25 protein-coding genes are annotated in these 25,381 nt (G+C 63.7%); 10 read left to right on the top strand and 15 right to left on the bottom strand.

The features are described 5' to 3' along the window. Positions 1–48 precede the first annotated feature (48 nt). Complete coding sequence (locus tag ACNFHO_RS19385; protein ID WP_416767101.1) at positions 49–723, top strand: heavy metal response regulator transcription factor; 675 nt, start codon at positions 49–51, stop codon at positions 721–723. Continuing rightward, entirely contained in the window at positions 720–2,105 is a 1,386-nt protein-coding gene (locus tag ACNFHO_RS19380; protein ID WP_414154899.1) for a heavy metal sensor histidine kinase, read from the top strand. The genes ACNFHO_RS19385 and ACNFHO_RS19380 overlap by 4 nt, the downstream gene beginning before the upstream one ends. A gap of 42 nt (positions 2,106–2,147) precedes the next feature. Here the strand turns inward: ACNFHO_RS19380 and pdxJ are convergent, their stop codons facing one another. The 10 genes from pdxJ to rpoE form a co-directional block, all read right to left on the bottom strand. Continuing rightward, complete coding sequence (gene pdxJ, locus ACNFHO_RS19375) at positions 2,148–2,870, bottom strand: pyridoxine 5'-phosphate synthase (protein ID WP_232233620.1); 723 nt, start codon at positions 2,868–2,870, stop codon at positions 2,148–2,150. 61 nt (positions 2,871–2,931) lie between these two features. Further along, a complete protein-coding gene (gene recO / locus ACNFHO_RS19370; RefSeq protein WP_063543382.1) occupies positions 2,932–3,615 on the bottom strand; it encodes a DNA repair protein RecO in 684 nt (227 codons plus the stop codon). Positions 3,616–3,760: 145 nt separating this feature from the next. Further along, entirely contained in the window at positions 3,761–4,663 is a 903-nt protein-coding gene (gene era / locus ACNFHO_RS19365; protein ID WP_054891833.1) for a GTPase Era, read from the bottom strand. Further along, positions 4,656–5,345, bottom strand: coding sequence for a ribonuclease III (gene rnc / locus ACNFHO_RS19360; RefSeq protein WP_054891834.1), 690 nt, complete (start codon positions 5,343–5,345; stop codon positions 4,656–4,658). The genes era and rnc overlap by 8 nt, the downstream gene beginning before the upstream one ends. A gap of 158 nt (positions 5,346–5,503) precedes the next feature. Continuing rightward, entirely contained in the window at positions 5,504–6,358 is an 855-nt protein-coding gene (gene lepB, locus ACNFHO_RS19355) for a signal peptidase I (protein ID WP_054891835.1), read from the bottom strand. A gap of 5 nt (positions 6,359–6,363) precedes the next feature. Further along, a complete protein-coding gene (gene lepA / locus ACNFHO_RS19350) occupies positions 6,364–8,163 on the bottom strand; it encodes a translation elongation factor 4 (protein ID WP_054891836.1) in 1,800 nt (599 codons plus the stop codon). A 215-nt stretch (positions 8,164–8,378) separates the two neighbouring features. Next, positions 8,379–9,782, bottom strand: a complete 1,404-nt coding sequence (locus ACNFHO_RS19345) for a DegQ family serine endoprotease (RefSeq protein WP_371264425.1) — start codon at positions 9,780–9,782, stop codon at positions 8,379–8,381. A 204-nt stretch (positions 9,783–9,986) separates the two neighbouring features. Then, positions 9,987–10,952 carry a MucB/RseB C-terminal domain-containing protein gene (locus ACNFHO_RS19340; protein ID WP_112897591.1) on the bottom strand — a complete coding sequence of 322 codons (966 nt, stop codon included), beginning with the start codon at positions 10,950–10,952 and terminating at the stop codon, positions 9,987–9,989. A gap of 12 nt (positions 10,953–10,964) precedes the next feature. Continuing rightward, positions 10,965–11,555, bottom strand: a complete 591-nt coding sequence (locus ACNFHO_RS19335) for a sigma-E factor negative regulatory protein (RefSeq protein ID WP_125930590.1) — start codon at positions 11,553–11,555, stop codon at positions 10,965–10,967. A 31-nt stretch (positions 11,556–11,586) separates the two neighbouring features. Next, entirely contained in the window at positions 11,587–12,168 is a 582-nt protein-coding gene (rpoE, locus tag ACNFHO_RS19330; protein ID WP_003252049.1) for an RNA polymerase sigma factor RpoE, read from the bottom strand. A 434-nt stretch (positions 12,169–12,602) separates the two neighbouring features. Here rpoE and nadB point away from each other — a divergent pair, with 434 nt between their 5' ends. Further along, on the top strand, positions 12,603–14,207 hold the full coding sequence (nadB, locus tag ACNFHO_RS19325) for an L-aspartate oxidase (protein WP_197893204.1): 1,605 nt from the start codon (positions 12,603–12,605) through the stop codon (positions 14,205–14,207). A 61-nt stretch (positions 14,208–14,268) separates the two neighbouring features. On the opposite strand, the gene ACNFHO_RS19320 is transcribed toward nadB, so the two are convergent. Beyond that, the gene (locus ACNFHO_RS19320; RefSeq protein ID WP_416767100.1) at positions 14,269–14,724 is read right to left on the bottom strand and encodes a protein YgfX; all 456 of its coding nucleotides are present in this window, start codon (positions 14,722–14,724) and stop codon (positions 14,269–14,271) included. Further along, positions 14,708–14,962 carry a succinate dehydrogenase assembly factor 2 gene (locus ACNFHO_RS19315; protein WP_054891841.1) on the bottom strand — a complete coding sequence of 85 codons (255 nt, stop codon included), beginning with the start codon at positions 14,960–14,962 and terminating at the stop codon, positions 14,708–14,710. Before ACNFHO_RS19315 ends, ACNFHO_RS19320 begins: the two co-directional genes overlap by 17 nt. 135 nt (positions 14,963–15,097) lie before the next feature. On the opposite strand from ACNFHO_RS19315, the gene ACNFHO_RS19310 reads away from it, so the two are divergent. Both ACNFHO_RS19310 and ACNFHO_RS19305 read left to right on the top strand, forming a co-directional pair. Continuing rightward, entirely contained in the window at positions 15,098–16,039 is a 942-nt protein-coding gene (locus ACNFHO_RS19310) for a YgfZ/GcvT domain-containing protein (protein WP_416767099.1), read from the top strand. Between the two features lie 55 nt (positions 16,040–16,094). Further along, positions 16,095–16,901: an HDOD domain-containing protein gene (locus ACNFHO_RS19305; protein WP_054891843.1), complete on the top strand. Its 807-nt coding sequence runs from the start codon at positions 16,095–16,097 to the stop codon at positions 16,899–16,901. Positions 16,902–16,919: 18 nt separating this feature from the next. On the opposite strand, the gene ACNFHO_RS19300 is transcribed toward ACNFHO_RS19305, so the two are convergent. Next, complete coding sequence (locus tag ACNFHO_RS19300) at positions 16,920–18,299, bottom strand: sensor histidine kinase (RefSeq protein ID WP_054891844.1); 1,380 nt, start codon at positions 18,297–18,299, stop codon at positions 16,920–16,922. Next, complete coding sequence (locus ACNFHO_RS19295) at positions 18,292–18,963, bottom strand: response regulator (protein WP_416767098.1); 672 nt, start codon at positions 18,961–18,963, stop codon at positions 18,292–18,294. The genes ACNFHO_RS19300 and ACNFHO_RS19295 overlap by 8 nt, the downstream gene beginning before the upstream one ends. A 201-nt stretch (positions 18,964–19,164) precedes the next feature. Here ACNFHO_RS19295 and ACNFHO_RS19290 point away from each other — a divergent pair, with 201 nt between their 5' ends. The 5 genes from ACNFHO_RS19290 (at position 19,165) to ACNFHO_RS19270 (ending at position 24,590) form a co-directional block, all read left to right on the top strand. Beyond that, positions 19,165–20,439, top strand: coding sequence for an OprD family porin (locus ACNFHO_RS19290; protein WP_125930593.1), 1,275 nt, complete (start codon positions 19,165–19,167; stop codon positions 20,437–20,439). A 31-nt stretch (positions 20,440–20,470) separates the two neighbouring features. After that, positions 20,471–21,451: a Bug family tripartite tricarboxylate transporter substrate binding protein gene (locus tag ACNFHO_RS19285; protein WP_054891847.1), complete on the top strand. Its 981-nt coding sequence runs from the start codon at positions 20,471–20,473 to the stop codon at positions 21,449–21,451. A gap of 138 nt (positions 21,452–21,589) precedes the next feature. After that, on the top strand, positions 21,590–22,048 hold the full coding sequence (locus ACNFHO_RS19280; protein ID WP_063546661.1) for a tripartite tricarboxylate transporter TctB family protein: 459 nt from the start codon (positions 21,590–21,592) through the stop codon (positions 22,046–22,048). 3 nt (positions 22,049–22,051) lie between these two features. Continuing rightward, positions 22,052–23,566 (top strand): tripartite tricarboxylate transporter permease, encoded by a 1,515-nt coding sequence (locus tag ACNFHO_RS19275; protein WP_054891849.1) that lies wholly within the window; start codon positions 22,052–22,054, stop codon positions 23,564–23,566. Then, a complete protein-coding gene (locus ACNFHO_RS19270; RefSeq protein WP_054891850.1) occupies positions 23,559–24,590 on the top strand; it encodes an AbrB family transcriptional regulator in 1,032 nt (343 codons plus the stop codon). The genes ACNFHO_RS19275 and ACNFHO_RS19270 overlap by 8 nt, the downstream gene beginning before the upstream one ends. Before the next feature lie 84 nt (positions 24,591–24,674). Here ACNFHO_RS19270 and ung read toward each other — a convergent pair whose 3' ends face one another. Next, positions 24,675–25,367, bottom strand: coding sequence for a uracil-DNA glycosylase (ung, locus tag ACNFHO_RS19265; protein ID WP_054891851.1), 693 nt, complete (start codon positions 25,365–25,367; stop codon positions 24,675–24,677). Positions 25,368–25,381: the final 14 nt, after the last annotated feature.

The raw sequence follows: 25,381 nt of genomic DNA, 5'->3' as shown, positions 1-25,381 counted from the left end.
CCCCTACAGGCTTGAGAATCGCGCCCTTTCCACCTCACAGAGCCCGCCATGCGCCTATTGATCATCGAGGACGAACCCCGTACCGCCGACTACCTGCAGCAGGGCCTACGCGAAAACGGCTACGTGGTCGATTGCGCATACACGGGCACCGACGGCCTGCACCTCGCGCGCAATCACAGCTACGACCTGGTAATCCTCGACGTCAATCTGCCCGAGCTCGATGGCTGGGGCGTGCTGCAGCGCCTGCGCGCCGAATCGTCGACTCGGATCATGATGCTCACCGCCCACGGCCGCCTTGCCGACCGGGTCAAGGGCCTGGACCTGGGCGCCGACGACTATCTGCTCAAGCCTTTCGAGTTTCCGGAGCTGCTGGCGCGAATCCGCAGCCTGCTGCGGCGCAACGACCAGCATCTGCAACCAGACACCCTGAAGGTCGCCGACCTCGAACTCGATCCCGGCCGTCATCGCGCCTGGCGCGGCGGCCAGCGCATCGACCTGACCGCCAAGGAGTTCACCCTGCTGCATCTGCTGATGCGCCAGAGCGGCGAGGTGCTCTCACGCACGCAAATCATCTCGCTGGTGTGGGACATGAACTTCGATTGCGACACCAATGTGGTCGAGGTGTCGATCCGCCGTCTGCGGGCCAAGATCGACGACCCTTTCAAGCACAAGCTCATACACACCTTGCGCGGCGTGGGGTACGTACTCGAGGCACGCGCGTGAAGGGCCGTACCCTGTCGCTGCGCCTCGGGCTTTCGGTCACCCTGATGGGCGCCGCGCTGGTACTGCTGCTGGCCTGCCTGGCAGTGTTTGCCCTCGACCACGAGCTGGACAGCCGCGCCCGTCGCGACCTGGCGCGCAAGATGCTGCAAGTCGAGCACAACCTGCGGGTGGACCTGCGCAGCGACGACCTTGGCGCCCGCGCTCATCCCTTGCTCGACCTGGTGATGGGGCACGACAACCTCAGTCTCAATGTGCTGGCGATCAATGGACGGCACCCGTCGCTGCTGAGCCTGGGCCCGGCACTGGAGGCGCAGGCGTTGCGCCAGCTACCCGCGGGCCAGCAGCCAAGCTTCACGCAATGGCGTGACAGCGATGGGCGGCAGATCCTCACCGTCACCCAGTTGATGCGCCTGCGCGACGACCAGCCGGTGCGAGTAATGATGTCGCTGGACCGCGCCGACGACAATGCGCTGCTCCAGGCCTACCTGAACTCGACCTTGCTGGCGCTGCCGATACTCTTGCTGCTGATCGGCATCGGTGCCTGGAAACTGGTACAGCGTGGGCTCGCCCCCCTACGCCGATTCCGCCGCATCGCCGGGCAGATCTGCGCGCACGACCTGGCGCATCGCCTGCCGACCAGTGGCCTGCCCCAGGAACTGGCGGAGCTGGCCGGCAGCATCAACATCATGCTCGATCGCCTCGACCAGGGTGTTCGCCAGCTGTCGCAGTTCTCCGACGACCTGGCCCACGAATTGCGCACCCCCATCGGCAACCTGATGGGCAAGGCCCAGGTCACCTTGTCCCGCGAGCGCGACGGCAACCGCTACCGCGAGGCGCTGGAGGACAGCGTCGAGGAGCTCACCCGCCTGAACCGCATCATCAATGACATGCTGTTCCTGGCCCAGGTCAGCCAACCCCAGGCACTGGCCATGCTCAAGCCACTGTCCCTGGCCGATGAAACCGCACGGGTGATGGAGCTGTTCGACCTCAGCGCCGAACTGAAAGGAGTCGAGCTACGGGCACACGGCTGGGGCACGGCCTTGGCCGACCGATTGATGTTCCAGCGAGCGCTGTCGAATCTGCTGAGCAACGCCATCCGCCATAGCCCACAGGGCCAGGTGATCGAACTGGGGATCGAGCGGCGCCAGGACCAGGTCTGGTTGTGGGTGCAGAACCAGGGCGCGGGGATTGACGAGGCGCACCTGGCGCATCTGTTCGAGCGCTTCTACCGGGCCGGCTGTGGTCGCTCGCGCCTGGAGGGTGGCACAGGGCTGGGGCTGGCGATCGTGAAATCGATCATGCAACTGCATGGAGGCCGGGTCGAGGTCAGCAGCGCAGCGCAAGGACCGACTCGGTTCAGCCTGGTGTTTCAGGCCGAGTGATGGCGGCGGCTTCGCGAGCAAGCCCGCGAGGCCGCCCCAATATCAACGCGAAGCCGCCACGATCAAGGCCTTCATTTCTGCCACCGCCGCCTTGAAGCCGACGAACAGTGCATGGGCCACCAGGGCATGGCCGATGTTCAGCTCATTGATCCCCTTGATCGCCGCCACTGCTTCGACGTTATGGTAGTGCAGGCCATGCCCGGCATTGACGATCAGCCCCTGCCCCACGCCAAAGGCCACGCCGTCGACGATACGCTTGAGCTCCTCGGCTACCTCGGTCGGGGTCTGTGCATCGGCATAGCGACCAGTATGCAACTCGATGGCCGGCGCGCCCACGCGACGCGACGCCTCGATCTGCCGCTCGTCGGCATCGATGAACAGCGACACCTCGGCGCCGGTGCGCGCCAGGCGCTCTACTGCAGCCTTGATCCGCGCCTCCTGGCCTGCCACGTCCAGGCCACCTTCGGTGGTCAGCTCCTGGCGGGTCTCGGGCACCAGGCAGATGTGTGCCGGGCGGATCTTCTCGGCGAAAAGCATCATCTCTTCGGTGACGCCCATCTCGAAGTTCATGCGCGTTTGCAGCACGTCCTTGAGCAGCAGCACATCACGCTCCTGGATGTGCCGGCGGTCTTCGCGCAAATGCACGGTAATACCGTCGGCACCCGCTTCCTCGGCGTCCAGCGCGGCCTTGACCGGGTCCGGATAGCGGGTGCCCCGGGCCTGGCGCAGAGTGGCCACGTGATCGATGTTGACGCCGAGAAGCATGCGGTTGCTGTGAGTCACGAAAGGCTCTCCTGAAGATTGAGCCCCACAGCATACGACGTGCTCAACGCTTGCGAAACAGTTCCCGGCTGACCAGTGGCTTGGGCCCCAGGTGAACGGCCAGCGCCTGACGCATCAGGCGCTTGGCCGCAAGCAGCGCGCCCGGGGCATCCCAGTCGGCATCGGCCAGGGCCAACAGCTCCGCACCACTGAACAGCCCAGGCTGAAACAGCTCGACCCGCTCCAGCCCGGCGTCCACCTGGAGCCGATAGCGCCCCTCGGCGACGACCGCATCATCGTTCACGTCGTGGGTCAGCGAGAAGGCATAGCCCAGCTCGTCCAGCAGACGCCATTCGAAGGCGCGCAGCAGCGGCTCCAGCGGGCGGCCGGCAGCCAGCGCCTCGAGGGTCAGGGTGTAATGCTCGAACAGGGCAGGAAACGGCGCTTCGGCAGGCAGCAGGCGCATCAGCAACTCGTTGAGATACAGACCGCTGAACAGCGCGTCGCCGTGCAGCCACCCGGCAAGGCCGACCGTATCCAACCGACCGACGTTCTTCAACTCGCCCCGCCCGCGTAACTCGACTTCCAGCGGCACGAAGGGTCGCACCGGGCTACCGCCCTTGCCCCGCGCGCGCCGCAACACCGCCCGCACACGGCCTTGGGCGGTGAAGAAGTCCACCAACGCGCTGGTTTCCTTGTAGGCGCGGCTGTGCAGGACGTAGGCGGGTTGCGGGGTGGGTTGGTCCATGAGCGGTTACTCGGTCTCAGGCAAAGCGCACACCTGTAGGAGCGGGCTTGCCCGCGAAGAGGCCAGCCCAGGCACCGTGGATGCATGGCACAGGCGTTGCCTGTGTTCGCGGGCAAGCCCGCTCCTACAAGGCGCGCGGCGAGGCTTAGAGGTCGCCGTAACCCAGCGAACGCAGGGCGCGTTCGTCATCGGACCAGCCGCCCTTGACCTTGACCCAGAGGTTGAGCATGACCTTGGAGTCGAACAACACCTCCATGTCCTTGCGAGCCTCGGAACCAATGCGTTTGATACGCTCGCCCTTGTCGCCGATGATGATCTTTTTCTGGCCGTCACGCTCGACCAGGATCAGGGCGTGGATGTGCAACACATGCCCCTGCTGTTTGAATTCTTCGATCTCGACGGTGATCTGGTACGGCAGCTCGGCGCCGAGCTGGCGCATGATTTTCTCGCGTACCAGTTCGGCTGCCAGGAAGCGGCTGCTGCGGTCGGTGATCTGGTCTTCCGGGAAGAAGTGATCGTTTTCCGGCAGGTGCTTGGCGATCTGGGCTTCCAGGGCGTCCAGATTGTGCCCCTGCTGAGCCGAGATCGGCATCACTTCGGCGTTCGGCAGTTGCTCCTGCAACCACTGCAGGTGCGGGATCAACTCGGCCTTCTCTTCCATGCGGTCGGTCTTGTTGACCGCGATGATGAGCGGGCCGGTGACGTACTGCACACGCTCGAGCACCAACTGGTCCTCGTCGGTCCAGCGAGTGCGGTCGACCACGAAGATCACCACGTCGACATCCTTGAGCGCTGCCGAGGCGTTGCGGTTCATGTAGCGGTTCAAGGCCTTGTCGTTGGCCTTGTGCATACCGGGGGTGTCGACGTAGATCGCCTGCACATCGCCTTCGGTCTTGATGCCGAGCATGTTGTGACGGGTGGTCTGCGGCTTGCGCGAAGTGATCGCCAGCTTCTGCCCGAGGATGTGGTTGAGCAGCGTGGACTTGCCCACGTTGGGGCGGCCGACGATGGCCACGTAACCGCAGCGGGTCGGATTGTTCTCAGTCATTGCCATTCTCCACGCCCAAGGCGATCAGTGCGGCGGCAGCGGCGACCTGCTCGGCGATACGCCGGCTCACGCCCTGACCACGGCTCTTGTTGTTCAGCAGCACCACTTCGCATTCGACGAAGAAGGTGCGGCAATGTGGTTCGCCCTGGATATCCACCACTTCGTAGCGCGGCAGTTCGCAGGCACGCGACTGCAGATACTCCTGCAGCCGGGTCTTGGGGTCTTTGTTGGTGTCGACCAGCGTCAACCCATCGAACTCGCCGGCCAGCCAGGCGAGAATGCGCTCGCGGGCGGTCTGCATGTCGGCGTCCAGATAGATCGCCCCGATCAGCGCTTCGAGTGCATCGGCAAGAATGGACTCACGGCGAAAACCACCGCTCTTGAGTTCGCCCGAGCCCAGGCGCAGATAATCGCCCAGGTCGAAGCCACGGGCCAGGCGGGCGAGGGTCTCACCCTTGACCAGCCGTGCGCGCAGGCGCGACAACTGGCCTTCGCGAGCCTGGGGGAAGCGCTCGAACAGCGCCTCGCCCGCCACGAAGTTGAGAATCGCATCACCGAGAAACTCCAGGCGCTCGTTGTTGCGCCCGGCATAACTGCGATGCGTGAGTGCCAGGAGCATCTGATCCTGGTTCTTGAAGGTATAGCCGAGCTTGCGCTCCAGGCGTTCGAGGGAAGCGCTCATGCAGCCACCCCTTCGTTGTTAAACGCGTTCAAATCAACATCCTGAAAGACTGTTTGGCTGTGTCACGCCGTCGTGCAGCGGCGAATTTACCCATCCCTGAGAACACAGCCTATGTCAGAAATGCATTCGGCGCTGTCTGTTGACAGCGCCGAGAGGTATCAATGGATCAGGCCGACCCGCGACAGGTTGGGGAAGTGGCTGAGCTTGGGCTCGGGCCAGCTCATCCAGACTGCGAAGGCCTTGCCGACGATGTTGCGGTCCGGGACCATGCCCTGCAGCTCGCGCGGGATACTCGGATCATCCCAGTAGCGGCTGTCGTTGGAGTTGTCGCGGTTGTCGCCCATCATGAAGTAATGCCCGGCAGGCACGGTCCACTGCTGGTCAGGCGGCATGCGGTAGCGGCTCATCTCCTTGCGGATCAGGTGCTCGGCTTCGCCCAGCTTCTCCTTGTACAGCTCGGCACTGCCCAACGATCCGGCTTCGGTGCCCACCAGTTGCTCGGCGACCAGTTGGTCGTTGACGTACAGGTGCTTCTCGTTGGTGTAGCGGATCCGGTCGCCCGGCAGGCCAACCACACGCTTGATGTAGTTGACGTTCGGGTCACTCGGGTAGCGGAACACCATGACGTCCCCGCGCTGCGGGTCACCGACCTCGATGACCTTCTTGTCGATCACCGGCAGGCGGATGCCGTAGGAGAACTTGTTCACCAGAATGAAGTCGCCCACTTCCAGGGTCGGCTTCATGGATCCCGACGGGATCTGGAAGGGTTCGACCAGGAACGAGCGCAGCACCAGCACGATGAACAACACCGGGAAGAACGACTTGCCGTACTCGACCAGCAACGGCTCCTTGTTCAGGCGTTCGACCACCGCAACTTCGGGCTGGCTGACGCTGCCCTGGTAGTTGGCGATCGCCGCTCGCCGGCGCGGGGCCAGGAACAGCAGATCGATCAGACCCAACAGACCGCAGACAGCAACGGCGATGACTAGCAACAGCGGGAAATTTAGCGACATAGGACCTAGCTATCCAACCTGAGCACAGCGAGGAAGGCTTCCTGTGGGATCTCCACGTTGCCCACCTGCTTCATGCGTTTCTTACCGGCCTTCTGCTTCTCCAGCAGTTTCTTCTTACGGCTGACGTCACCGCCATAGCACTTAGCCAGTACGTTCTTTCTGAGCGCCTTGACAGTGGTCCGCGCAATGATCTGGCCGCCGATAGCTGCCTGGATCGCCACGTCGAACATCTGCCGAGGAATCAGTTCCTTCATCTTCTCGGTCAACGCACGACCTTTGTAGGCCGCGTTGTCACGATGCACGATCAATGCCAGGGCATCGACCTTGTCGCCGTTGATCAGCACATCCAGCTTGACCAGGTTGGCCGACTGGTAGCGATCGAAATGATAGTCCAGCGAGGCGTAGCCGCGGCTGGTGGATTTGAGACGGTCGAAGAAGTCCAGCACCACCTCGTTCATCGGCATGTCGTAGCGCACCTGCACCTGGCTGCCGAGGAACTGCATGTCACGCTGAACGCCACGCTTCTCGATGCACAGGGTGATGACGTTGCCCAGGTGCTCCTGCGGCACGAGGATGGTCGCGGTGACGATCGGCTCGCGGAAATCGGCGACCGCCGAGACATCCGGCAGCTTCGACGGGTTGTCGACGACGATGGTTTCGCCGGTCTTGAGCTCCAGCTCGTAGATCACGCTTGGTGCCGTGGTGATCAGGTCCAGGTCGTATTCGCGCTCCAGGCGCTCCTGGATGATCTCCATGTGCAGCATGCCGAGGAAGCCGCAACGGAAGCCGAAGCCCAGTGCATCGGAGCTTTCCGGCATGTACTGCAGCGACGAGTCGTTGAGCGTCAGCTTCTGCAGGGCGTCGCGGAAGTCCTCGAAATCGTCGGAACTGACCGGGAACAGCCCGGCGTACACCTGCGGCTGGATCTTCTTGAAGCCTGGCAGCACTTCGACCTCAGGGGTCGAGGACAGCGTCAGGGTGTCGCCGACCGGCGCGCCATGAATGTCCTTGATGCTGGCGATGATGAAGCCCACTTCACCGGCCTTGAGATCGGCGGTGGCAGTGTGTTTCGGGGTGAAGACGCCGACGCTGTCGACCAGGTGCACCTTGCCGGTGGACTTGACCAGGATCTTGTCGCCCTTCTTGACCCGGCCCTGGCGCACGCGTACCAGCGACACGACGCCCAGGTAGTTGTCGAACCAGGAGTCGATGATCAGCGCCTGCAAGGGTGCGTCGATCTCGCCTTCCGGCGCGGGGATGGTCTGTACCAGGCGCTCGAGCACCTCGTCCACGCCCATGCCGCTCTTGGCACTGCAGGCCACGGCATCGGTGGCGTCGATGCCGATGATCTTCTCGATCTCGTCCTTGACGCGGTCCGGATCGGCCTGGGGCAGGTCCATCTTGTTCAGTACCGGCATGACCTCGAGGCCCTGCTCGATGGCGGTGTAGCAGTTGGCGACCGATTGCGCCTCGACGCCCTGGCCGGCATCGACCACCAGCAACGCGCCCTCGCACGCCGCCAGCGAGCGCGAGACTTCATAGGTGAAGTCGACGTGGCCGGGGGTATCGATGAAGTTCAACTGGTAGGTTTTGCCGTCCTGCGCCTTGTAATGCAGGGTGACGCTGTGGGCCTTGATGGTGATACCGCGTTCACGCTCGAGGTCCATGGAGTCGAGGACCTGGGCTTCCATTTCGCGCGCCGTCAGGCCACCGCACATCTGGATGAAACGGTCGGCCAGCGTCGACTTGCCATGGTCGATGTGGGCGATAATGGAGAAATTGCGGATATGACTCAAATCACTCACGGGTCAACACTCGAAAAGGCTGCGAGCCGGACGCCCGCGGAAAAATAGCCGGGAATTGTACCTCAAGCCGGAGGGATATGGGAGATTCCTCTATCGCCACGCACACCTGCAAATGCGACATGAATTTGCTCGGCTCGCTGATGTTCCCACAGAAAATCATGACACGCTCATGAAAAAGGGCAGCCGAAGCTGCCCTTTCCTACCCTTCATTCAGCCTATTCAGCCAACTTGAAGGTGATGAAGCTGGCGCGCCCTTGTCGCAGCACACGCATCGATACCGAACGATTCTTCGGCAGGTCCTTGGCGATCTCGGTAAATTGCTTGGCCGAGCTGATCGCCTGGTTGTTCAGATGGCTGATAACGTCGCCCGGACGCAGGCCAATCAGGGCAGCCGGGCCATCCTGAACCTCCTTGATGACCACGCCGCCCTTGAGCTCGAGCGACTTCTTCTGCTCGTCGCTGAGGTCGGCGACGGAGACGCCCAGGCGGTTGCTGTTGCGCTCCACGCCTGCCTGACCACCGGTGCCGATGTCGGCATCGTCTTCAGGGAGCGCGCCGACAGTGATGTCCAGGGTCTGGCGCTTGCCTTCGCGAATGATCTCGAGCTTGGCTTTCTGGCCATCCTTGAGACCGCCGACCAGGTGTGGCAGGTCTGCGGACATGATGATCGGCTGGCCGTTCATGCTCAGGATCACGTCACCGACCTGCAGGCCGCCCTTGGCCGCAGGACCGTTTTCCAGCACCTGGGCCACCAGGGCGCCGGCAGGCTTGTCGAGCCCGAAGGATTCAGCCAGGTCCTTGTTCACTTCCTGGATCACCACGCCGAGCCAGCCGCGACTGACCTTGCCGTCTTTCTTCAACTGGTTCGAGACATCGATCGCCACGTCGATCGGGATGGCGAACGACAGACCCATGAAACCGCCGGAGCGGGTGAAGATCTGCGAGTTGATACCTACGACCTCGCCCTTCATGTTGAACAGCGGGCCGCCGGAGTTACCCGGGTTGATCGCGACGTCGGTCTGGATGAACGGCACATAGGTGTCGTTGGGCAAGGTGCGCCCCTTGGCGCTGACGATACCTTTGGTAACCGAATGATCGAAGCCGAACGGCGAGCCGATGGCCAGCACCCACTCACCGACTTTCAGCTTCTCGGAATCGCCCAGTTTGACGGTCGGCAGATTCTTGCCATCGACCTTGAGCAGTGCCACGTCGGTGCGCGGGTCGGTGCCGACCAGCTTGGCTTGCAACTCGCTGCGGTCGGACAGGCGGACGATGATTTCGTCGGCGTCGGCGACCACATGGTTGTTGGTCAGGACATAACCATCACTGGAAATGATGAAGCCCGAGCCCAAGGACTGCGCTTCACGCTGGCGGTCGCCGCCACGCGGGGAACGCGGCTGCTGCGGCATGTTGCGCTCGAAAAACTCGCGGAACATCGGCGGCAGGCCTTCCAGATCGGGCATCTGCCCAGCAGCCACGCGACGGTCCGGCAGCTTTTGCTTGGTACTGATGTTGACCACTGCCGGCGAGGCCTGCTCGACCAGGGTGGTGAAATCCGGCAGGGCTTCTTCGGCCTGGGCGGTGAGCACCTGGCCGAGCATCAGCACGGCGGCGAACATCGATAGGTAGGTTTTCAAGCGTGGTATTGACATACGGCTCCCGTCACAACGAGCGTAGTTAGCAGAAGGGCCCCTGCAGATGCAGGAAAGGCCAGACTCCAGGGAGTCTGACCTATAGGAAATTTACCAGTTGATTGCAAATGACAATGCTTTAATTTCATGTCAGCTGCATGCCTGGCAGCTTGTAGGAAGGGTCTGCGACGGTCATTGCCGTGCCTGGACATCCTGGGCGCGCATCGACAAGGCAACACGCTCGGCAGTGCCCAGCGGAATCTCTCCGACCACGGTCACCATGACCTTGCCCTTGGGCGTGTTCAGATGCCGCGAAACAGCGACAGTCGGCCCCAGTTGCGCACGGGTATCGGTACCGGCGTCTTCCTTGATCGGCTCGAGAAAGACCGAAAAACGCGCCAGCCCATCGTCGTACATCAGGCTACTGACGGTACTGTTGCGTTCCGGATCACGGCGCACGGCACTATTGACCAATTCGAAGCCTGGCGGCAGCCAATCGGAACGCCAGCCAGCGACTGTTTCGGACTTGGTCGCCGCAAGACGTTCCACCGGCTTGCACGCAGCACTGGCCTGCAGGTCGCGATCGGTCGGCACATCGTCTGTGTCCAGGCGGGTCATCTGGAAGCGCTCGAGCAACTGCCCCTTGTCGTTCAGCATCAACGAACGCAGCGGCAGGCCGGTCTGGCGATCCAGGTGAAGCTCAAAGGCGTAGCGGTGCTGGTCGCGTGGCGTGAGCGTGACGATCACCGCGTCGCGCCCGGCGATTCGGGCCTTGCCAGCCACACCCAGGTCGTACCAGCTCATCAGCTTCAAAGGATCGAGTAAACGCGGGGCGGAATCGGGCGGTGTACCGACCCCGCTGACCAGGGAACCACTGACGCACTGCACCTTGCCATTGACCCGCACGATTTCCTGGGCGGCGCCATCAAGCTGCAACAGCCGCTCGCTGACCTTGCCGTCCTGGACTCGATGCCAGATATCGTGGGAAGAAAAACTGCCGTTACGTTCGTAGACGAAAGAACCCTGGTAACTCTGCCCTTGCTCGGCCTGTGCCAGCTTGTTAAGCCACTCGCTCGCCTCGGGCGAAGAGTTGGCCGCCAATACCGGCACCGTCATGCAACTGCCGAGCAGCAGCGACAGAAGAGGTAGCGCGCGCATGAGCCTCCTTACTTAGCGATTTTCCAAGCTGGCGGCGCGGGCATAAGGCAGAGCGGTTTCGGTGCCCTTCAGCGCAGACTCCTGAGCGTGCTGGCGCAGATAACCGGGCAGACGCTGATCCCAGCCAGCCTGATTCTGCAGCACACCGTTGGCCATCGGACCGGTCGGTTGCTCACTGCTTTCACTATAGCCTGCCAGAACGGCTGGGCCCTGAGCCTGTGGCACGGTGATGCCCTGCTGCACAGGTTGCTGCGAAGCGAGTTGCGCACCGTTGATCTCGTCCTGGTTGTACAGGCGTACACCTGCCAGCACAGCGACGGTCACCGAGGCGGCAACGGCCAGGCGGCCAATGCTGCGCCACGGGCCACGCTTGGCCTTGACCGGTACGGCTTCATCGGCCAGCGCAGCCGAAACGGCCGAGGCGATGTCGAGCTTGGGCAGCAGCAGTTCCTTGTGCATGGCTGCGCGAGCGACCTGGTAACGCGACCAGGTGGCACGGGTCTCGGCATCATCGACCGCGTTCAGCACGCGACGTAATTCCAGTTCGTCCGCTTCGTTATCCATTACCGCGGACAGCGATTCCTGCAAAGCTTCACGACTCATGGCGGTTCCTCTCTTGGCTGTCGCCGCTGTCTCAGGTTTCCTGCAACAAGGGTTGCAGGGCTTTGTCTATGGCCTCCCGAGCGCGGAAGATTCGAGAGCGCACGGTACCCACCGGACATTGCATGACACTCGCAATGTCTTCGTAACTCAGTCCGTCGAACTCGCGCAGGGTCAATGCCGTGCGCAGGTCTTCGGGCAGTTGCTGGATGGTGCGATGGACAGTGCCTTCGATTTCATCCCGCAACAACGAGCGCTCTGGGGACTCGAGATCCTTGAGACCATGATCGCCGTCATAGAACTCCGCATCCTCGGAGCTCACATCGCTGTCTGGCGGCCGTCTTCCACGGGACACCAGGTAATTCTTCGCCGTGTTGATGGCGATGCGGTACAGCCACGTGTAGAACGCACTGTCACCGCGGAAGTTGCCAAGCGCACGATAGGCCTTGATGAACGCTTCCTGTGCCACGTCCTGCGCTTCATGGGTGTCGTGTACAAAACGCACGATCAACCCGAGAATCTTGTGCTGATACTTCAGCACCAACAGATCGAACGCTCGCCTGTCACCGCGCTGCACGCGCTCGACAAGCTGCTGATCCTCTTCCTGGGTTAGCATGAACACTCCTCAGTGAACTCAAAGGAGCGTTGCGACAGCCATCGTTCAGGCTTGCAACCATAGACTCGGGCTTTGCGCAAAAGTTCTCCCCTCCAAGCAAGTTTCCTGCGGCCTCTGGTCGGCTCGCACGAAAAAGACACAGCGCGGTCGCAGCCGGCTGCGTCGATAATCGGTGTTTCGAATACACAGGTTTCAGCCCGGGTAGAGCTGCTGTCCTGCATCGCCTCGGCAATCGTGGCAGACGGGCAGCCTTCTTGAGATTTGCAGGGGTGCTGGAAAGTTCCCACAAAGTCGCCGCGCCTGCGCAACCGCCATTGGAAATCCGACGCCGGGGGCTGCTATAAAGGCATCCCGGCACTTTTCCAATAGTTTCACAATGCCATATACGCATGCCTATTGTGCCGCTCCCCTTCCCTAGTTACTAGTGTCCCGACATGAGCCAACAATTCCAACATGATGTCCTGGTGATCGGCAGTGGCGCCGCCGGTCTCAGCCTGGCACTGAACCTTCCCAGCCACCTGCGCGTTGCCGTGCTGAGCAAGGGCGACCTCGCCAATGGCTCTACCTTCTGGGCCCAGGGCGGTGTCGCCGCAGTACTGGACGACACCGACACGGTGCAGTCGCACGTCGAGGACACGCTCAACGCAGGCGCAGGCCTGTGCCATGAAGACGCCGTGCGCTTCACCGTCGAGCACAGCCGCGAAGCCATCGAGTGGCTGATCGAGCAGGGCGTGCCCTTCACGCGCGACGAACACCACGGCGTCGACGACGGCGGCTTCGAGTTCCACCTCACCCGTGAAGGCGGTCACAGCCACCGCCGCATCATCCATGCCGCCGATGCCACGGGCGCCGCGATCTTCACCACGCTTCTGGAACAGGCCCGCCAGCGCCCGAACATCGACCTGCTCGAACAGCGTGTGGCCGTGGACCTGATCACCGAGCGGCGCCTGGGCCTGCCCGGCGACCGCTGCCTGGGCGCCTACGTGCTCGACCGCAACAGCGGCGAGGTAGACACCTTCGGCGCACGCTTCACGGTATTGGCGACAGGCGGTGCAGCCAAGGTCTATCTCTACACCAGCAACCCCGATGGCGCCTGCGGTGATGGCATTGCCATGGCCTGGCGCGCTGGCTGTCGGGTGGCGAATCTTGAGTTCAACCAGTTCCACCCCACCTGCCTGTACCACCCGCAAGCCAAGAGTTTCCTGATCACCGAGGCCCTGCGCGGCGAAGGCGCACTGCTGCGCCTGCCCAACGGCGAGCGTTTCATGCCGCGCTTCGACCCACGTGAAGAGTTGGCGCCACGGGATATCGTCGCCCGCGCCATCGACCACGAAATGAAACGCCTGGGCGTGGACTGCGTGTACCTGGATATCACGCACAAACCTGTCGAGTTCATCAAGAGCCACTTCCCCACGGTCTACGAACGCTGCCTGACCTTCGGCATCGACATCACGCGACAGCCAATCCCCGTGGTACCCGCAGCCCACTACACGTGCGGCGGCGTGATGGTCGATGAGCGCGGGCACACCGACGTGCCGGGCCTGTACGCCATCGGCGAAACCAGTTTCACCGGCCTGCACGGCGCCAACCGCATGGCCAGCAACTCGCTGCTGGAGTGCTTCGTCTACGGGCGTGCGGCGGCAGCGGACATCGAGGCGCACCTGGACGAAGTCAGCAGGCCACAAGCCCTGCCTTGTTGGGATGCCAGCCAGGTCACCGATTCGGATGAGGACGTGATCATCGCGCACAACTGGGACGAACTGCGGCGATTCATGTGGGACTACGTGGGCATCGTGCGCACCAGCAAGCGCCTGCAGCGCGCCGAGCACCGGGTGCGTCTGCTGCTCGACGAAATCGACGAGTTCTACAGCAACTACAAGGTCAGCCGCGACCTGATCGAGCTGCGCAACCTGGCGCAGGTGGCCGAGCTGATGATTCGCTCAGCGATGCAGCGCAAGGAAAGCCGTGGACTGCACTACACCCTGGATTATCCGGGGATGCTGGATGAGGCCAGGGATACGGTACTCAGCCCGACCTGAGCCTGGCGCCGACCTCTTCGCCTTTGGCGACTTGCCCGCGAGGAGGTCGGCAACTCTCACCTCACTCTGGCGCCATCACCCACCGGCGCCGGCTGAACTTCAAGCGCACACGCAGCCGTCGGTGCTCATCCGCCGTCAGCGCATCCCTTGGAATGCACTGACTCTGGGCAACCCACCGCCCCTCGCGCATGAAGCGCAACACCACTATCCCCGGCAGCGCGACGCTGTCACGACACAACCTTATCCGCTCCCAGCCACAGGCACGGCTGAACGCCTGCCAGCCACGCGCATCACGGCGCAAGCCAGTCACGGCATCGGGATGAGTCAGAAGGATACGGCGGGGAATCACCCAGCAGGCATGGGCGAGGCAGCCAATCAGTACACAAGCTGCCAACCACCAGGGCAACTCGACTGACCACAGGGTGGCGAGCGCCAGCGCCTGCCCGCAAAGATAGGCCGTCAGCAGCAGGCGCGAGCCTTGCCAACGGCACTCGAAGCACTCACTTGGGCTGGACACGGTCCAGGATGATGCGGACCATGCGCTGCAGCTCAGGGTCTTCGGATTCGTTACGCTCCATGAACCAGCCGAACATGTCCTGGTCCTCGCAGGTCAACAGGCGGCGGTACAGTTCGCGATCCGCTTCGCTCAGGTTCGGGTAGACCTCTTGAGTGAAGGGGACGAGCAGCACGTCCAGCTCCAGCATGCCGCGGCGGCTGTGCCAGAAAAGCCGGTTGAGTTCAGTTTGTTCGACCATGGGGCCCTCCTCGAATGGTCGCGCAGTATACCGCGCTGCAACCGCAGCGGCACGAGGCATTGGTCTAGTCACCTACCTATTTTGTTACTGGCGTTCTATGATGGCCGCCAGTCTTTATAGCTACCGCGATGACCCATGGCCGACTCCGCTTTCTTCTGTCCCCTGTCCCACGAGGGCATCCTCGCTGTCCGCGGCTCCGACGCCGGAAAATTCCTGCAAGGCCAGCTGACCTGCAACCTCGACTATCTGAATCTGCAGCACGCCAGTCTCGGCGCGCGCTGCATGGTCAAAGGCCGCATGCAATCCAGTTTCCGCATCCTGCCGGAGGGCAATGGCTATCTACTTGCCATGGCCAGCGAACTGCTCGAGGCGCAACTGGCGGACCTGAAGAAGTACGCGGTCTTTTCCAAGGCCACGCTGACCGACGAAAGTACCGCCTGGGTGCGCTTCGGCTTGCAGCAGGGCGATGCCGCTCTGCAGGCGCTGGGGCTTGAGACACCACAGGCAGCCGGCGCCACCGTACGTCATGAAGGGCTTTTGGCCATCGCCGTCTCGCCCGCTCGCGTCGAGCTATGGGTTCCCTCCGAACAGGCCGCCAACGTGCGCGAGACCCTCGCCGCCGCGCTGCCCGAAGGCACCCTGGATGCCTGGCTGCTGGGCCAGATCCGCGCCGGCATCGGCCAGGTCATGGGCCCGACCCGTGAACTGTTCATCCCGCAGATGATCAACCTGCAGGCCGTCGACGGCGTGAGCTTCAAGAAGGGCTGCTATACCGGCCAGGAAATCGTCGCGCGCATGCAATACCTGGGCAAGCTCAAGCGTCGCCAGTATCGCCTCTCGCTGCCCGTGGACGAAGCGCCCGCATCAGGCGCAGAAATCTTCTCGCCCACCCACGGTTCGTCTGTCGGCGAGGTAGTCATCGCGGCACCCGCCGAGCAAGGTGTCGAACTGCTGGCAGTGCTCAGCGCCGACTCGGTGGAAGATGACAACCTGCACCTGGGCAGCCTCGAAGGGCCACGCCTGACCCTGCTGGACCTGCCTTACGAACTGGACCGCGACCGGGAAATCCAGCGCTGACCAGCCCGCCCCGCCGCTGCGGCGGGGCAGCCCCACCACTGCGGTAGAGAAGTCCATGAACAAGCTGGCCGAGATGGTTCAAGCGCAGTTGCTCGCTGCCATCGACAACGACGACCTGGTCCTGCCCACGCTGCCAGAGGTTGCCCTGAGCATCCGCGAAGCCGCCGAAGACAGCGAAATCAGCGTGGCCGCCTTGAGCCGCGTGATCGGTCGCGATGCCGCGCTCTCGGCGCGCCTGATCAAGGTGGTCAACAGCCCGCTGCTGCGCGCACTGGTGGAGGTCACCGACCTGCACACCGCGATCACGCGCCTGGGCGTCAACTACAGCTGCAACCTGGCCATCGGCCTGGTGATCGAACAGATCTTCCATGCCCGCTCGGCGGCGGTGGAGCACAAGTTGCGCGATATCTGGGAAAACAGCCTGGAAGTGGCGGGCATCAGTTACGAAATATGCAGGCGCTACACCCACCTCAAACCCGATCAGGCCACCCTGGGCGGGCTCGTGCACCAGATCGGCGCCCTGCCGGTGCTGATCTACGCCGAAGAGCACAACGAGCTGCTGTCCGACCCCGTGTGCCTGCACTATGTCATCGAGCAGATTCAACCGGTGCTGGGCGACAAGATCCTCAGCGCCTGGGAGTTTCCAGAGCAACTGGTCAACCTGCCCAGCCAGGTCCAGAACCTGGAGCGCGAGACCGACAAGATCGACTACATCGGCATCGTCCAGATCGCCCGTTCGCTCAGCCTGCGCGGGCGCGGCCAGCCCTTGACCAGCCTGCCCGCCTACAAGCTGCTGCGCCTGCCGGAGGGCAAGGAGCTGGACCTGATGGAACTGGTCGAGGCGCGGGACATGTTGCGCTGACCGCCGCGGGTGCGGCGGTCAATCCGCGATGAAACTCACCCGCACCTTCAAACCGCCGTTGTCGCCATCATGCAGGCTGATCTGCGCCAGATGCGCACGACAAATTTCGCCGACGATCGCCAACCCCAGCCCACTGCCCTGGGCACTGCGCCGGTAGAAGCGCTCGAACACACGCTCGCGATCATCCAGTGGAATCCCCGGGCCATCGTCCTCGACCTCCAGTACGGCGGGGGCCAGCACCCGCAGAATCACGTTGCCGCCCATCGGCGTATGGGCCAGTGCATTGTCCACCAGGTTGCTGAGCAGCTCGTTGAGCAAGGTCGGCTCTCCCTTCAGCCACACCGGCGCCTCGGCTTCCAGCGCGAGGGCAACACCACGGGCATGGGCCAGCGGCGCCATCGCCATGCCCAGTTCGCGGGCCAGCTGGCTGAGGTCCAGGCGCTTTGCACCGCCTTCGGCGATCGCCCGCGCGCCATTTTCCACTCGGGCCAGCGACAGCAGCTGGTTGGCCAGGTGGGTAAGGCGATCAGTACCCTGGGCCGCGGACTCCAAGGTCTGGCGCCACTCCTCGGGCTCCCGCGAGCGCAAGCCCAACTCCACCCGCGCCTTGAGCGCCGCCAGCGGTGTGCGCAACTCGTGGGCGGCATCGGCGATGAACTGCGCCTGGCGCTCGAACTGCCCGCGCAGCCGCTCGGTGAAATGGTTCAAGGCCCGCACCAGCGGCCCCAGCTCATGCTGTACCTGCACCACCGGCAGGGCCCGCAGGTCGTCGGGCTGACGGGCTTCCACGGCCGTGCGCAGGCGCTCCAGCGGACGCAGCGCAGCACTGACTGCAAACCACACCATCACCAGCGCACCCAGCGCAAGCATGCCCAGGCGCAGCAAGGTATCGGCCATCAGCCCACGCGCCATGCTCACCCGCGCCTCTTCGGTCTCGGCCACGCGGATCTCGGCCATGCCGTTCATGTTCGGCTCGCTGACAGCCTTGAGCAGGCTCACCACGCGCACGTCCTGCCCCAGGTAGGTGGCGTTGTAGAAGCGCGCCAGCGCCGGATAGTCGTCGGTGCGCGGCGTGCCAGGGGGCGGCGGCGGCAGCTTCTCGTAACCGGAAATCAGCTTCTGGTGGATATCCAGCACCTGGTAGTAGATGCGTCCGGCGCTGTCGTAGGCGAAGGTGTCCAGCGCGACATAGGGCACATCGGCGCTGAGCGTGCCATCACGCTGGGAGAGGCCGGCGGCAATGGTCCGCGCCGAGGCCAGCAGCGTGCGGTCATAGGCGGTGTCGGCGGCCTCGCGGCCATTCCAGTATGCGCTCAGGCCACTGGCCAACATCAGCACCACGAGCAACAGCGCCAGGTTGCCGAGCAGGCGCGCGCGCAGGCTGCCGTTGTCACGCATCACGATGCTCGAGCAGGTAGCCCAGACCGCGGAAGGTGACGATGGCCACCGGATGGCCATCGAGCTTCTTGCGCAGACGATGGATGTAGATCTCGATGGCATCGGGGCTGGCTTCTTCGTCCAGGCCAAACACCTGGGCGGCCAATTGCTCCTTGCTCATCACCCGCCCGGGGCGGGCGATCAGCGCCTCGAGCACGCTCTGTTCCCGCGAGGTCAAGGTCAGCGGCTCGTCACCCAGCGCAAAGCGCCGCGTGTCCAGGTCGTACACCAGGGGCCCGCAACGTTGCTGGCGTTCGCCACCGAGCACGCTACGGCGCAGCAGGGCCTTGACCCGCGCCTCCAGCTCCGTGAGCTCGAAAGGCTTGGCCAGGTAGTCGTCGGCCCCAAGGTTCAGGCCATGCACGCGGTCCTTGACGTCGCTGCGCGCGGTGAGCATCAGCACCGGCAGGGTCTTGCCCCGCGAGCGCAGGCGCGCCAGCACCTCGAAGCCGTCCATGCGCGGCAGGCCGACATCCAGCACGGCGACAGCATAGTCCTCGCTGGCCAGGGCCAGGTCGGCGGCAACGCCGTCATGCAGCACATCCACGGTCAAGCCCTGGCTCTTGAGGGCCTGGGCCACGCTGTCAGCCAACGGCAGATGGTCTTCGACCAGCAGCACACGCATCGGATTCTCCCTGCTCGGGTTGGGCGGTGGCGCGGAGTGTAACGCCGTCGTGGGGACTGTGAAGCCCTTGTGACAAACCTTTCGTGCTGAAAGGTTAGCGAAAGGTTCGCCACCTAGCATCGCACCACGGTCGCTCCACGCGCCGAAAAAAGCACCAGCAAGGTGCAACGAATAAGAACAATAAAACGGAGTCAGACGACGATGCTGTCAATGCAGCCCAGCCGGTCCCTTTGCGCCCGCCCTTCCACGCTCGCCAGCGCCATCGCCCTTGCCGGCATCGCCCCGATGAGCCAGGCCGCCTTCTTCGAAGACAGTACGGCCACCTTCGAAACCCGCAACATGTACTTCAATCGCGACTTCCGCGATGGCACCAGTTCGCAGCAATCCAAGCGCGACGAATGGGCCCAGGGCTTCATGCTCAACTTCGAATCCGGCTATACCGACGGCACCGTGGGCTTCGGCCTCGACGCCCTGGGCATGCTCGGCATCAAGCTCGACTCCAGCAAGGACCGTACAGGCACCGGCCTGCTGCCGACCCACGACGACGGCAAGGCGGCCAACGAGTACTCCAAGCTCGGCCTGACCGGCAAGGTCAAGATCTCCCAGACCGAACTCAAGGTCGGCACCCTGATCCCGGAACTGCCGACGCTGCAGCCCAACGACGGGCGCATCCTGCCGCAGACCTTCGAAGGCGGCCTGCTCACCTCCCGCGAGATCAAGAACCTGACCTTCACCGGCGGCCGCCTGGAAAAGGCCAAGGACCGTGACGACACCAACTGGGAAGACCTGGCGCTGAACAACAAGAACGGCCGCTTCGGTGGTACGTTCCGCGCCGATCACTTCGACCTGGGCGGCCTGGACTACAAGTTCACCGACCGCATCACCGGCAGCTACCACTTCGCCCAGCTCGACGACATCTACCGCCAGCATTTCCTCGGCATGGTCGCCACCCAGCCCTGGGGCCCCGGCACCTTCGGCGCCGACCTGCGCCTCTCGAAGAGCGACGAACAGGGCAAGGCCCTGGCCGGCAAGATCGACAACACCACGGTCAACGGCATGCTCAGCTATGCGCTCAGCGGCCACAAGTTCAGCGCCGCCTACCAGCACCTGTCTGGCGACAGCGCCTTCCCCTATGTCGACGGCGCCGACCCGTACCTGGTCAACTTCGTCCAGATCAACGACTTCGCCGGCGCCGACGAGCGCTCCTGGCAGGTCCGCTACGACTACAACTTTGCCTCCCTGGGCATCCCCGGCCTGACCTTCATGACCCGCTACATCAACGGCGACAATGTCAGCCGCGCCGATGGCAGCGAAGGCAAGGAATGGGAGCGCAACACCGAGTTCAAGTATGTGGTGCAGAGCGGTCCGCTGAAGAACGTCGCAGTGCGCCTGCGCAACGCCACCTTCCGTTCCAACTTCGCCCGCGACGCCGATGAAGTACGCCTGCTGGTCAGCTACAGCGTGGCCCTGTGGTAACCCATAACAACAACGCTCACGGAGATAGACGATGAACCTTTCACTACGCCGACTCGTCCTTGCCACCGGCTGCCTGCTGCTGGCAGGCAACGCCCTGGCCGCCGAACCGAAACGCCCGGAATGCATCGCCCCGGCCTCGCCCGGTGGCGGTTTCGACCTGACCTGCAAACTGGTGCAGAGCGCACTGGTCGAGGAGAAGATCCTCAGCAAGCCCATGCGCGTCACCTACATGCCAGGCGGTGTTGGCGCCGTGGCCTACAACGCCGTGGTGGCCCAGCGTCCGGCCGATGGTGGCACGCTGGTCGCCTGGTCCAGTGGCTCGCTGCTGAACCTGGCCCAGGGCAAGTTCGGCCGTTTCGACGAGAACGCGGTGAAATGGCTGGCCGCCGTCGGCACCAGCTATGGCGCCATCGCAGTGAAAAGCGACTCGCCCTACAAGACCCTCGATGACCTGGTTGCGGCATTGAAAAAGGACCCGAGCAAGGTGGTGATCGGTTCCGGCGGCACCGTGGGTAGCCAGGACTGGATGCAGACCGCGCTGATCGCCAAGGCTGCCGGCATCAACCCGCGCGACCTGCGTTACGTGGCCCTGGAAGGCGGCGGTGAAATCGCCACCGCGCTGCTCGGCGGCCATATCCAGGTGGGTTCGACCGACATTTCCGACTCCATGCCACACATCCAGAGCGGCAGCATGCGCATCCTCGCGGTGTTCTCGGAAAATCGCCTGGACGAACCTGAAATGAAGAATATCCCGACCGCCAAGGAGCAGGGCTACGACATCGTCTGGCCGGTGGTGCGCGGTTTCTACCTCGGCCCGAAGGTGAGCGACGAAGACTACGCCTGGTGGAAGGCGTCGTTCGACAAGCTGCTGGCCTCGGAAGACTTCGCCAAGCTGCGTGACCAGCGCGAGCTGTTCCCGTTCGCCATGACCGGTGAAGAGCTCGATGGCTATGTGAAGAAGCAGGTCGCCGACTACAAGACACTGGCCAAGGAATTCGGCCTGATTCAGTAAGCCCCTGTGATCTCTGTGGGAGCGGGCTTGCCCGCGAATTCGCCAGTCGCAGCAGCATCGTTGCCTGGTCTGTCGCATTCGCGGGCAAGCCCGCTCCCACAGGGAAGCATGAAAGCCGCTTCCATCGAGGATTCCTTCATGATCCTGCAACGCATCTTCGCCCTGGTCCTGCTGGCGGTCTGCGCCGCCCTGGCCGTCATGGCCTGGCCGTACCAGGCGGCGTTTTCCTATGAGCCGGTAGGGCCGCGTGCCTATCCGCTGCTGATGCTCGGCCTGATGAGCCTGGGCCTTTTGTATCTGGCGATTCGTCCGACGCCCATCGTGCACAAGGACGACGAAGTTCCCCTGGACCGCGAGACCCTCACCAAGATCGCCGCCTGCATCGGCCTGCTGATCGTCTTCGCTGCCACCTTCGAGTCGCTGGGCTTCATCCTCAGCGCCGTCCTCGCCGGCCTGCCCATGGCCCGCCTGTATGGCGGCCGCTGGCTGCACAGCGCCATGGTGGTGGTGGGCATGAGCATCTTCCTCTACTGGCTGTTCGACCGGGTGATGGACGTCCCCCTGCCCCTCGGCCTGCTCGACGTACTGGAGAACTGACACATGGATACCTTGAGCTACCTCGGCCAGGGCTTCGGCGTCGCCCTGAGCCCCTACAACCTCGTCACTGCCCTGAGCGGCACCCTGATCGGCACCGTCGTCGGCCTGTTGCCAGGCCTGGGCCCGATCAACGGCGTGGCGCTGCTGATCCCCATCGCCTTTGCCCTCGGCCTGCCGCCGGAGTCGGCGCTGATCCTGCTGGCCGCGGTGTATCTGGGCTGCGAGTACGGCGGCCGGATCAGTTCGATCCTGCTGAACATCCCGGGCGAAGCCTCGACCGTGATGACCACCCTCGATGGCTACCCCATGGCCCGCCAGGGCCTGGCCGGTGTCGCCCTGTCACTGTCGGCCTGGAGCTCGTTCATCGGTGCCTTCATCGCTACCTGCGGCATGGTGCTGTTTGCCCCGCTGCTGGCGAAATGGGCGATCGCCTTCGGACCGGCGGAGTACTTCGTGTTGATGGTGTTCGCCATCGTCGCCCTCGGCGGCATGGCCGGCGACAAGCCACTGAAGACCTTCATCGCCGCGCTGATCGGCCTGTTCCTGTCCGCCGTCGGCATCGACGCCAACAGCGGCGTGTACCGCTTCACCGGTGACAGCGTGCACCTGGCCGACGGTATCCAGTTCGTCGTGCTGGTACTGGGCCTGTTCTCCATCAGCGAGATTCTCCTGCTGCTGGAAAAGACCCACCATGGCCACCAGGCCGTCAAGGCCACCGGGCGCATGTTGTTCAACCTCAAGGAAGCGGCCTCGGTCTTCGTCGTCAACATTCGCTGCGGCCTGCTCGGCTTCTTCATGGGCGTGCTGCCCGGTGCCGGTGCCACCCTGGCCAGCGCCGTGGCATACATGACCGAGAAGCGTATCGCCGGGACCAGCGGCAAGTTCGGCAAGGGCGATGCCCGTGGCCTCGCCGCCCCGGAAACCGCCATCGGTGCATCCTGCTGCGGCGCCCTGGTGCCAATGCTGACCCTGGGCGTTCCAGGTTCGGGCACCACCGCCGTGATGATCGGTGCACTGACCCTGTACAACATCACCCCCGGCCCACTGCTGTTCGAACAGCAGCCTGACATCGTGTGGGGCCTGATCGCCTCGCTGTTCATCGCCAACATCATGCTGGTGATCCTGAACATCCCGATGATCCGCATCTTCACCCGCATCCTTGCCGTGCCGAACTGGGCGCTGGTGCCGGTGATCGCGATCATCACCGCGATCGGCGTCTACGCCGTGCACGCCACCACCTTCGACCTGTTCCTGATGGTTGGCATCGGCATCATGGGCTACATCCTGCGCAAGCTCGACTTCCCGCTGTCGCCGATCCTGCTGGGCTTCATCCTCGGCGGGCTGATGGAGCAGAACCTGCGCCGTGCGCTGTCGATCTCCAACGGCGAGCTGGGCATCCTCTGGTCGAGCCCGATCAGCATGAGCGTGTGGGCACTGGTGTTCTGCATGCTGGCCCTCCCGCTGCTGCGCATCTGGCGCCGCCGTAGCCTGCAGCGCCGGGCCATGGCCGATGCCTGATCGGTCGTTGCCGCTGTTCTGGGCTACCGGGCTGGTCGGACTTGCTGGCGGTTTCATCGCCAGCAAGGTCGGCTGGCCTTTGCCGTGGATGGTCGGCTCGCTGCTGGCAATCATCGCAGTACGCTGCCTCACCCCCTGGCAGCTGTCGGAAATCCCCAACGGCCGCAAATGCGGGCAGTGGGTCATCGGTATCGGTATCGGCCTGCACTTCACCCCGGAAGTGATCGAACAGGTTGCCAGCCATTTCGGCTTGATCTTCTTCGGCGCGCTGCTGACCACGGTTTCCAGCGGCGTCGGCGTGTGGCTGCTGCGCCGCTCCGGTGAGGACCGCGCCACGGCATTCTTTGCCAGCATGCCTGGCGGCTCGGGGGAAATGGTCAACCTGGGCGCGCGCAACGGTGCGGTGCTCAGCCAAGTGGCGGCAGCGCAGAGCCTGCGCGTACTGGCGGTGGTGCTGTGCGTACCAGCGCTGTTCAAGCTGCTGCTGGGCGATGGCGTGGCGCTGAACCATGCCGGCAGCGTCAGTTGGGGCTGGCTGGCGCTGATCGCGCCGCTGAGCATTGGCGTGGCGCTGCTCTGGCAGCGCCTGCGCCAGCCCAACCCCTGGTTGTTCGGGCCACTGTTGGTGGCCGCCAGCATCAGCCTGGCAAACAACCTGCAGATCGGCCTGCCCAACGGCGCCAGCCAGATCGGCCAGTGGCTGATCGGCAGTGGCCTGGCCTGTCACTTCAACCGCGCGTTCTTCCGCCGTGCGCCGGCATTTCTGGGGCGCACCCTGGTGGCGACCGCCCTGTGCATGCTGATCGCAGGCGGCGCGGCCTGGGTGCTGAGCCTGTTCAGCCATCTGGACCTGCGTTCGCTGACATTGGGGATGATGCCGGGGGGGATTGCCGAGATGAGCCTGACGGCGGAGACCCTGCAACTGTCGGTACCGCTGGTGACGGCATTGCAGGTGATGCGGCTGCTGTTCGTGCTGTTTCTGGCAGAACCGATGTTCAGGTATTGGGTGCGCCAGGGCGATTGAGCGGTCGGCCTCTTCGCGGGCAAGCCCGCTCCCACTGGCTGAGAGCAGGCTTGCCCGCGAAGAGAACAACCCGACCGCAAGCCCTTACAACGGCGGCACCGCCCAGTTGATGGGCTCCAATCCGCGCTGCTGCAGGAAGCCGTTGGTCCGGCTGAAATGCCCGCAACCCAAAAATCCGCGATACGCCGACAAGGGCGACGGATGCACCGACTTGAGCACCAGATGCTTGGTCCCGTCGATCAGCTTCTGCTTGCTCTGCGCATGGGAACCCCACAGCAGGAACACTACGTTCTCGCACTGCTCGCTGACCAGCTCGATGATGCGGTCGGTGAAGAACTCCCAGCCCTTCTTGGCATGCGACGCAGCATTGGCACGCTCGACGGTCATGGTGGTGTTGAGCAGCAACACCCCCTGCTCGGCCCAGCTCTGCAGGTAGCCGTGATTGGGGATCGGCAAGTTCAGGTCGCGCTGCAGCTCCTTGTAGATGTTCACCAGAGAAGGCGGCGTCGGCACGCCCGGCTGCACCGAGAAGCACAGACCATGGGCCTGGCCGGGGCCGTGGTAAGGGTCCTGGCCGAGGATCACCACCTTCACCTTGTCCAGCGGCGTGGTGTTGAGGGCGTTGAAGATCAGCGGCCCAGGTGGATAGATCTCCTTGCCCGCGGCATATTCCTGGCGCAGGAATTCGCGCAGTTGCTGCATGTAGGGCTTGTCGAACTCGGCACGCAATGCGGCCTTCCAGCTGGGTTCGAGCTTGATGCGATCGTCGTCGGTCATGGCGCCATCCTGAA

Source organism: Pseudomonas sp. NY15374 (assembly GCF_048068255.1).
Classification (GTDB): domain Bacteria; phylum Pseudomonadota; class Gammaproteobacteria; order Pseudomonadales; family Pseudomonadaceae; genus Aquipseudomonas; species Aquipseudomonas machongensis.
This window is presented reverse-complemented; position numbering and strand designations above follow the sequence as displayed.

What these genes read in the sequence shown, in the direction of transcription:
- lepB (WP_054891835.1), bottom strand. Translation starts at nt 6,358, where the DNA reads ATGTCGCTAAATTTCCCGCTGTTGCTAGTCATCGCCGTTGCTGTCTGC.
- ACNFHO_RS19285 (WP_054891847.1), top strand. Translation starts at nt 20,471, where the DNA reads ATGAACCTTTCACTACGCCGACTCGTCCTTGCCACCGGCTGCCTGCTG.
- era (WP_054891833.1), bottom strand. Translation starts at nt 4,663, where the DNA reads ATGACTGAGAACAATCCGACCCGCTGCGGTTACGTGGCCATCGTCGGC.
- ACNFHO_RS19315 (WP_054891841.1), bottom strand. Translation starts at nt 14,962, where the DNA reads ATGGTCGAACAAACTGAACTCAACCGGCTTTTCTGGCACAGCCGCCGC.
- ACNFHO_RS19305 (WP_054891843.1), top strand. Translation starts at nt 16,095, where the DNA reads ATGAACAAGCTGGCCGAGATGGTTCAAGCGCAGTTGCTCGCTGCCATC.
- ACNFHO_RS19280 (WP_063546661.1), top strand. Translation starts at nt 21,590, where the DNA reads ATGATCCTGCAACGCATCTTCGCCCTGGTCCTGCTGGCGGTCTGCGCC.
- ACNFHO_RS19275 (WP_054891849.1), top strand. Translation starts at nt 22,052, where the DNA reads ATGGATACCTTGAGCTACCTCGGCCAGGGCTTCGGCGTCGCCCTGAGC.
- nadB (WP_197893204.1), top strand. Translation starts at nt 12,603, where the DNA reads ATGAGCCAACAATTCCAACATGATGTCCTGGTGATCGGCAGTGGCGCC.
- ACNFHO_RS19300 (WP_054891844.1), bottom strand. Translation starts at nt 18,299, where the DNA reads ATGCGTGACAACGGCAGCCTGCGCGCGCGCCTGCTCGGCAACCTGGCG.
- ACNFHO_RS19310 (WP_416767099.1), top strand. Translation starts at nt 15,098, where the DNA reads ATGGCCGACTCCGCTTTCTTCTGTCCCCTGTCCCACGAGGGCATCCTC.
- rpoE (WP_003252049.1), bottom strand. Translation starts at nt 12,168, where the DNA reads ATGCTAACCCAGGAAGAGGATCAGCAGCTTGTCGAGCGCGTGCAGCGC.
- ung (WP_054891851.1), bottom strand. Translation starts at nt 25,367, where the DNA reads ATGACCGACGACGATCGCATCAAGCTCGAACCCAGCTGGAAGGCCGCA.
- ACNFHO_RS19345 (WP_371264425.1), bottom strand. Translation starts at nt 9,782, where the DNA reads ATGTTCGCCGCCGTGCTGATGCTCGGCCAGGTGCTCACCGCCCAGGCC.
- pdxJ (WP_232233620.1), bottom strand. Translation starts at nt 2,870, where the DNA reads ATGCTTCTCGGCGTCAACATCGATCACGTGGCCACTCTGCGCCAGGCC.
- ACNFHO_RS19270 (WP_054891850.1), top strand. Translation starts at nt 23,559, where the DNA reads ATGCCTGATCGGTCGTTGCCGCTGTTCTGGGCTACCGGGCTGGTCGGA.
- ACNFHO_RS19335 (WP_125930590.1), bottom strand. Translation starts at nt 11,555, where the DNA reads ATGAGTCGTGAAGCTTTGCAGGAATCGCTGTCCGCGGTAATGGATAAC.
- recO (WP_063543382.1), bottom strand. Translation starts at nt 3,615, where the DNA reads ATGGACCAACCCACCCCGCAACCCGCCTACGTCCTGCACAGCCGCGCC.
- ACNFHO_RS19295 (WP_416767098.1), bottom strand. Translation starts at nt 18,963, where the DNA reads ATGCGTGTGCTGCTGGTCGAAGACCATCTGCCGTTGGCTGACAGCGTG.
- rnc (WP_054891834.1), bottom strand. Translation starts at nt 5,345, where the DNA reads ATGAGCGCTTCCCTCGAACGCCTGGAGCGCAAGCTCGGCTATACCTTC.
- ACNFHO_RS19290 (WP_125930593.1), top strand. Translation starts at nt 19,165, where the DNA reads ATGCTGTCAATGCAGCCCAGCCGGTCCCTTTGCGCCCGCCCTTCCACG.
- ACNFHO_RS19340 (WP_112897591.1), bottom strand. Translation starts at nt 10,952, where the DNA reads ATGCGCGCGCTACCTCTTCTGTCGCTGCTGCTCGGCAGTTGCATGACG.
- ACNFHO_RS19385 (WP_416767101.1), top strand. Translation starts at nt 49, where the DNA reads ATGCGCCTATTGATCATCGAGGACGAACCCCGTACCGCCGACTACCTG.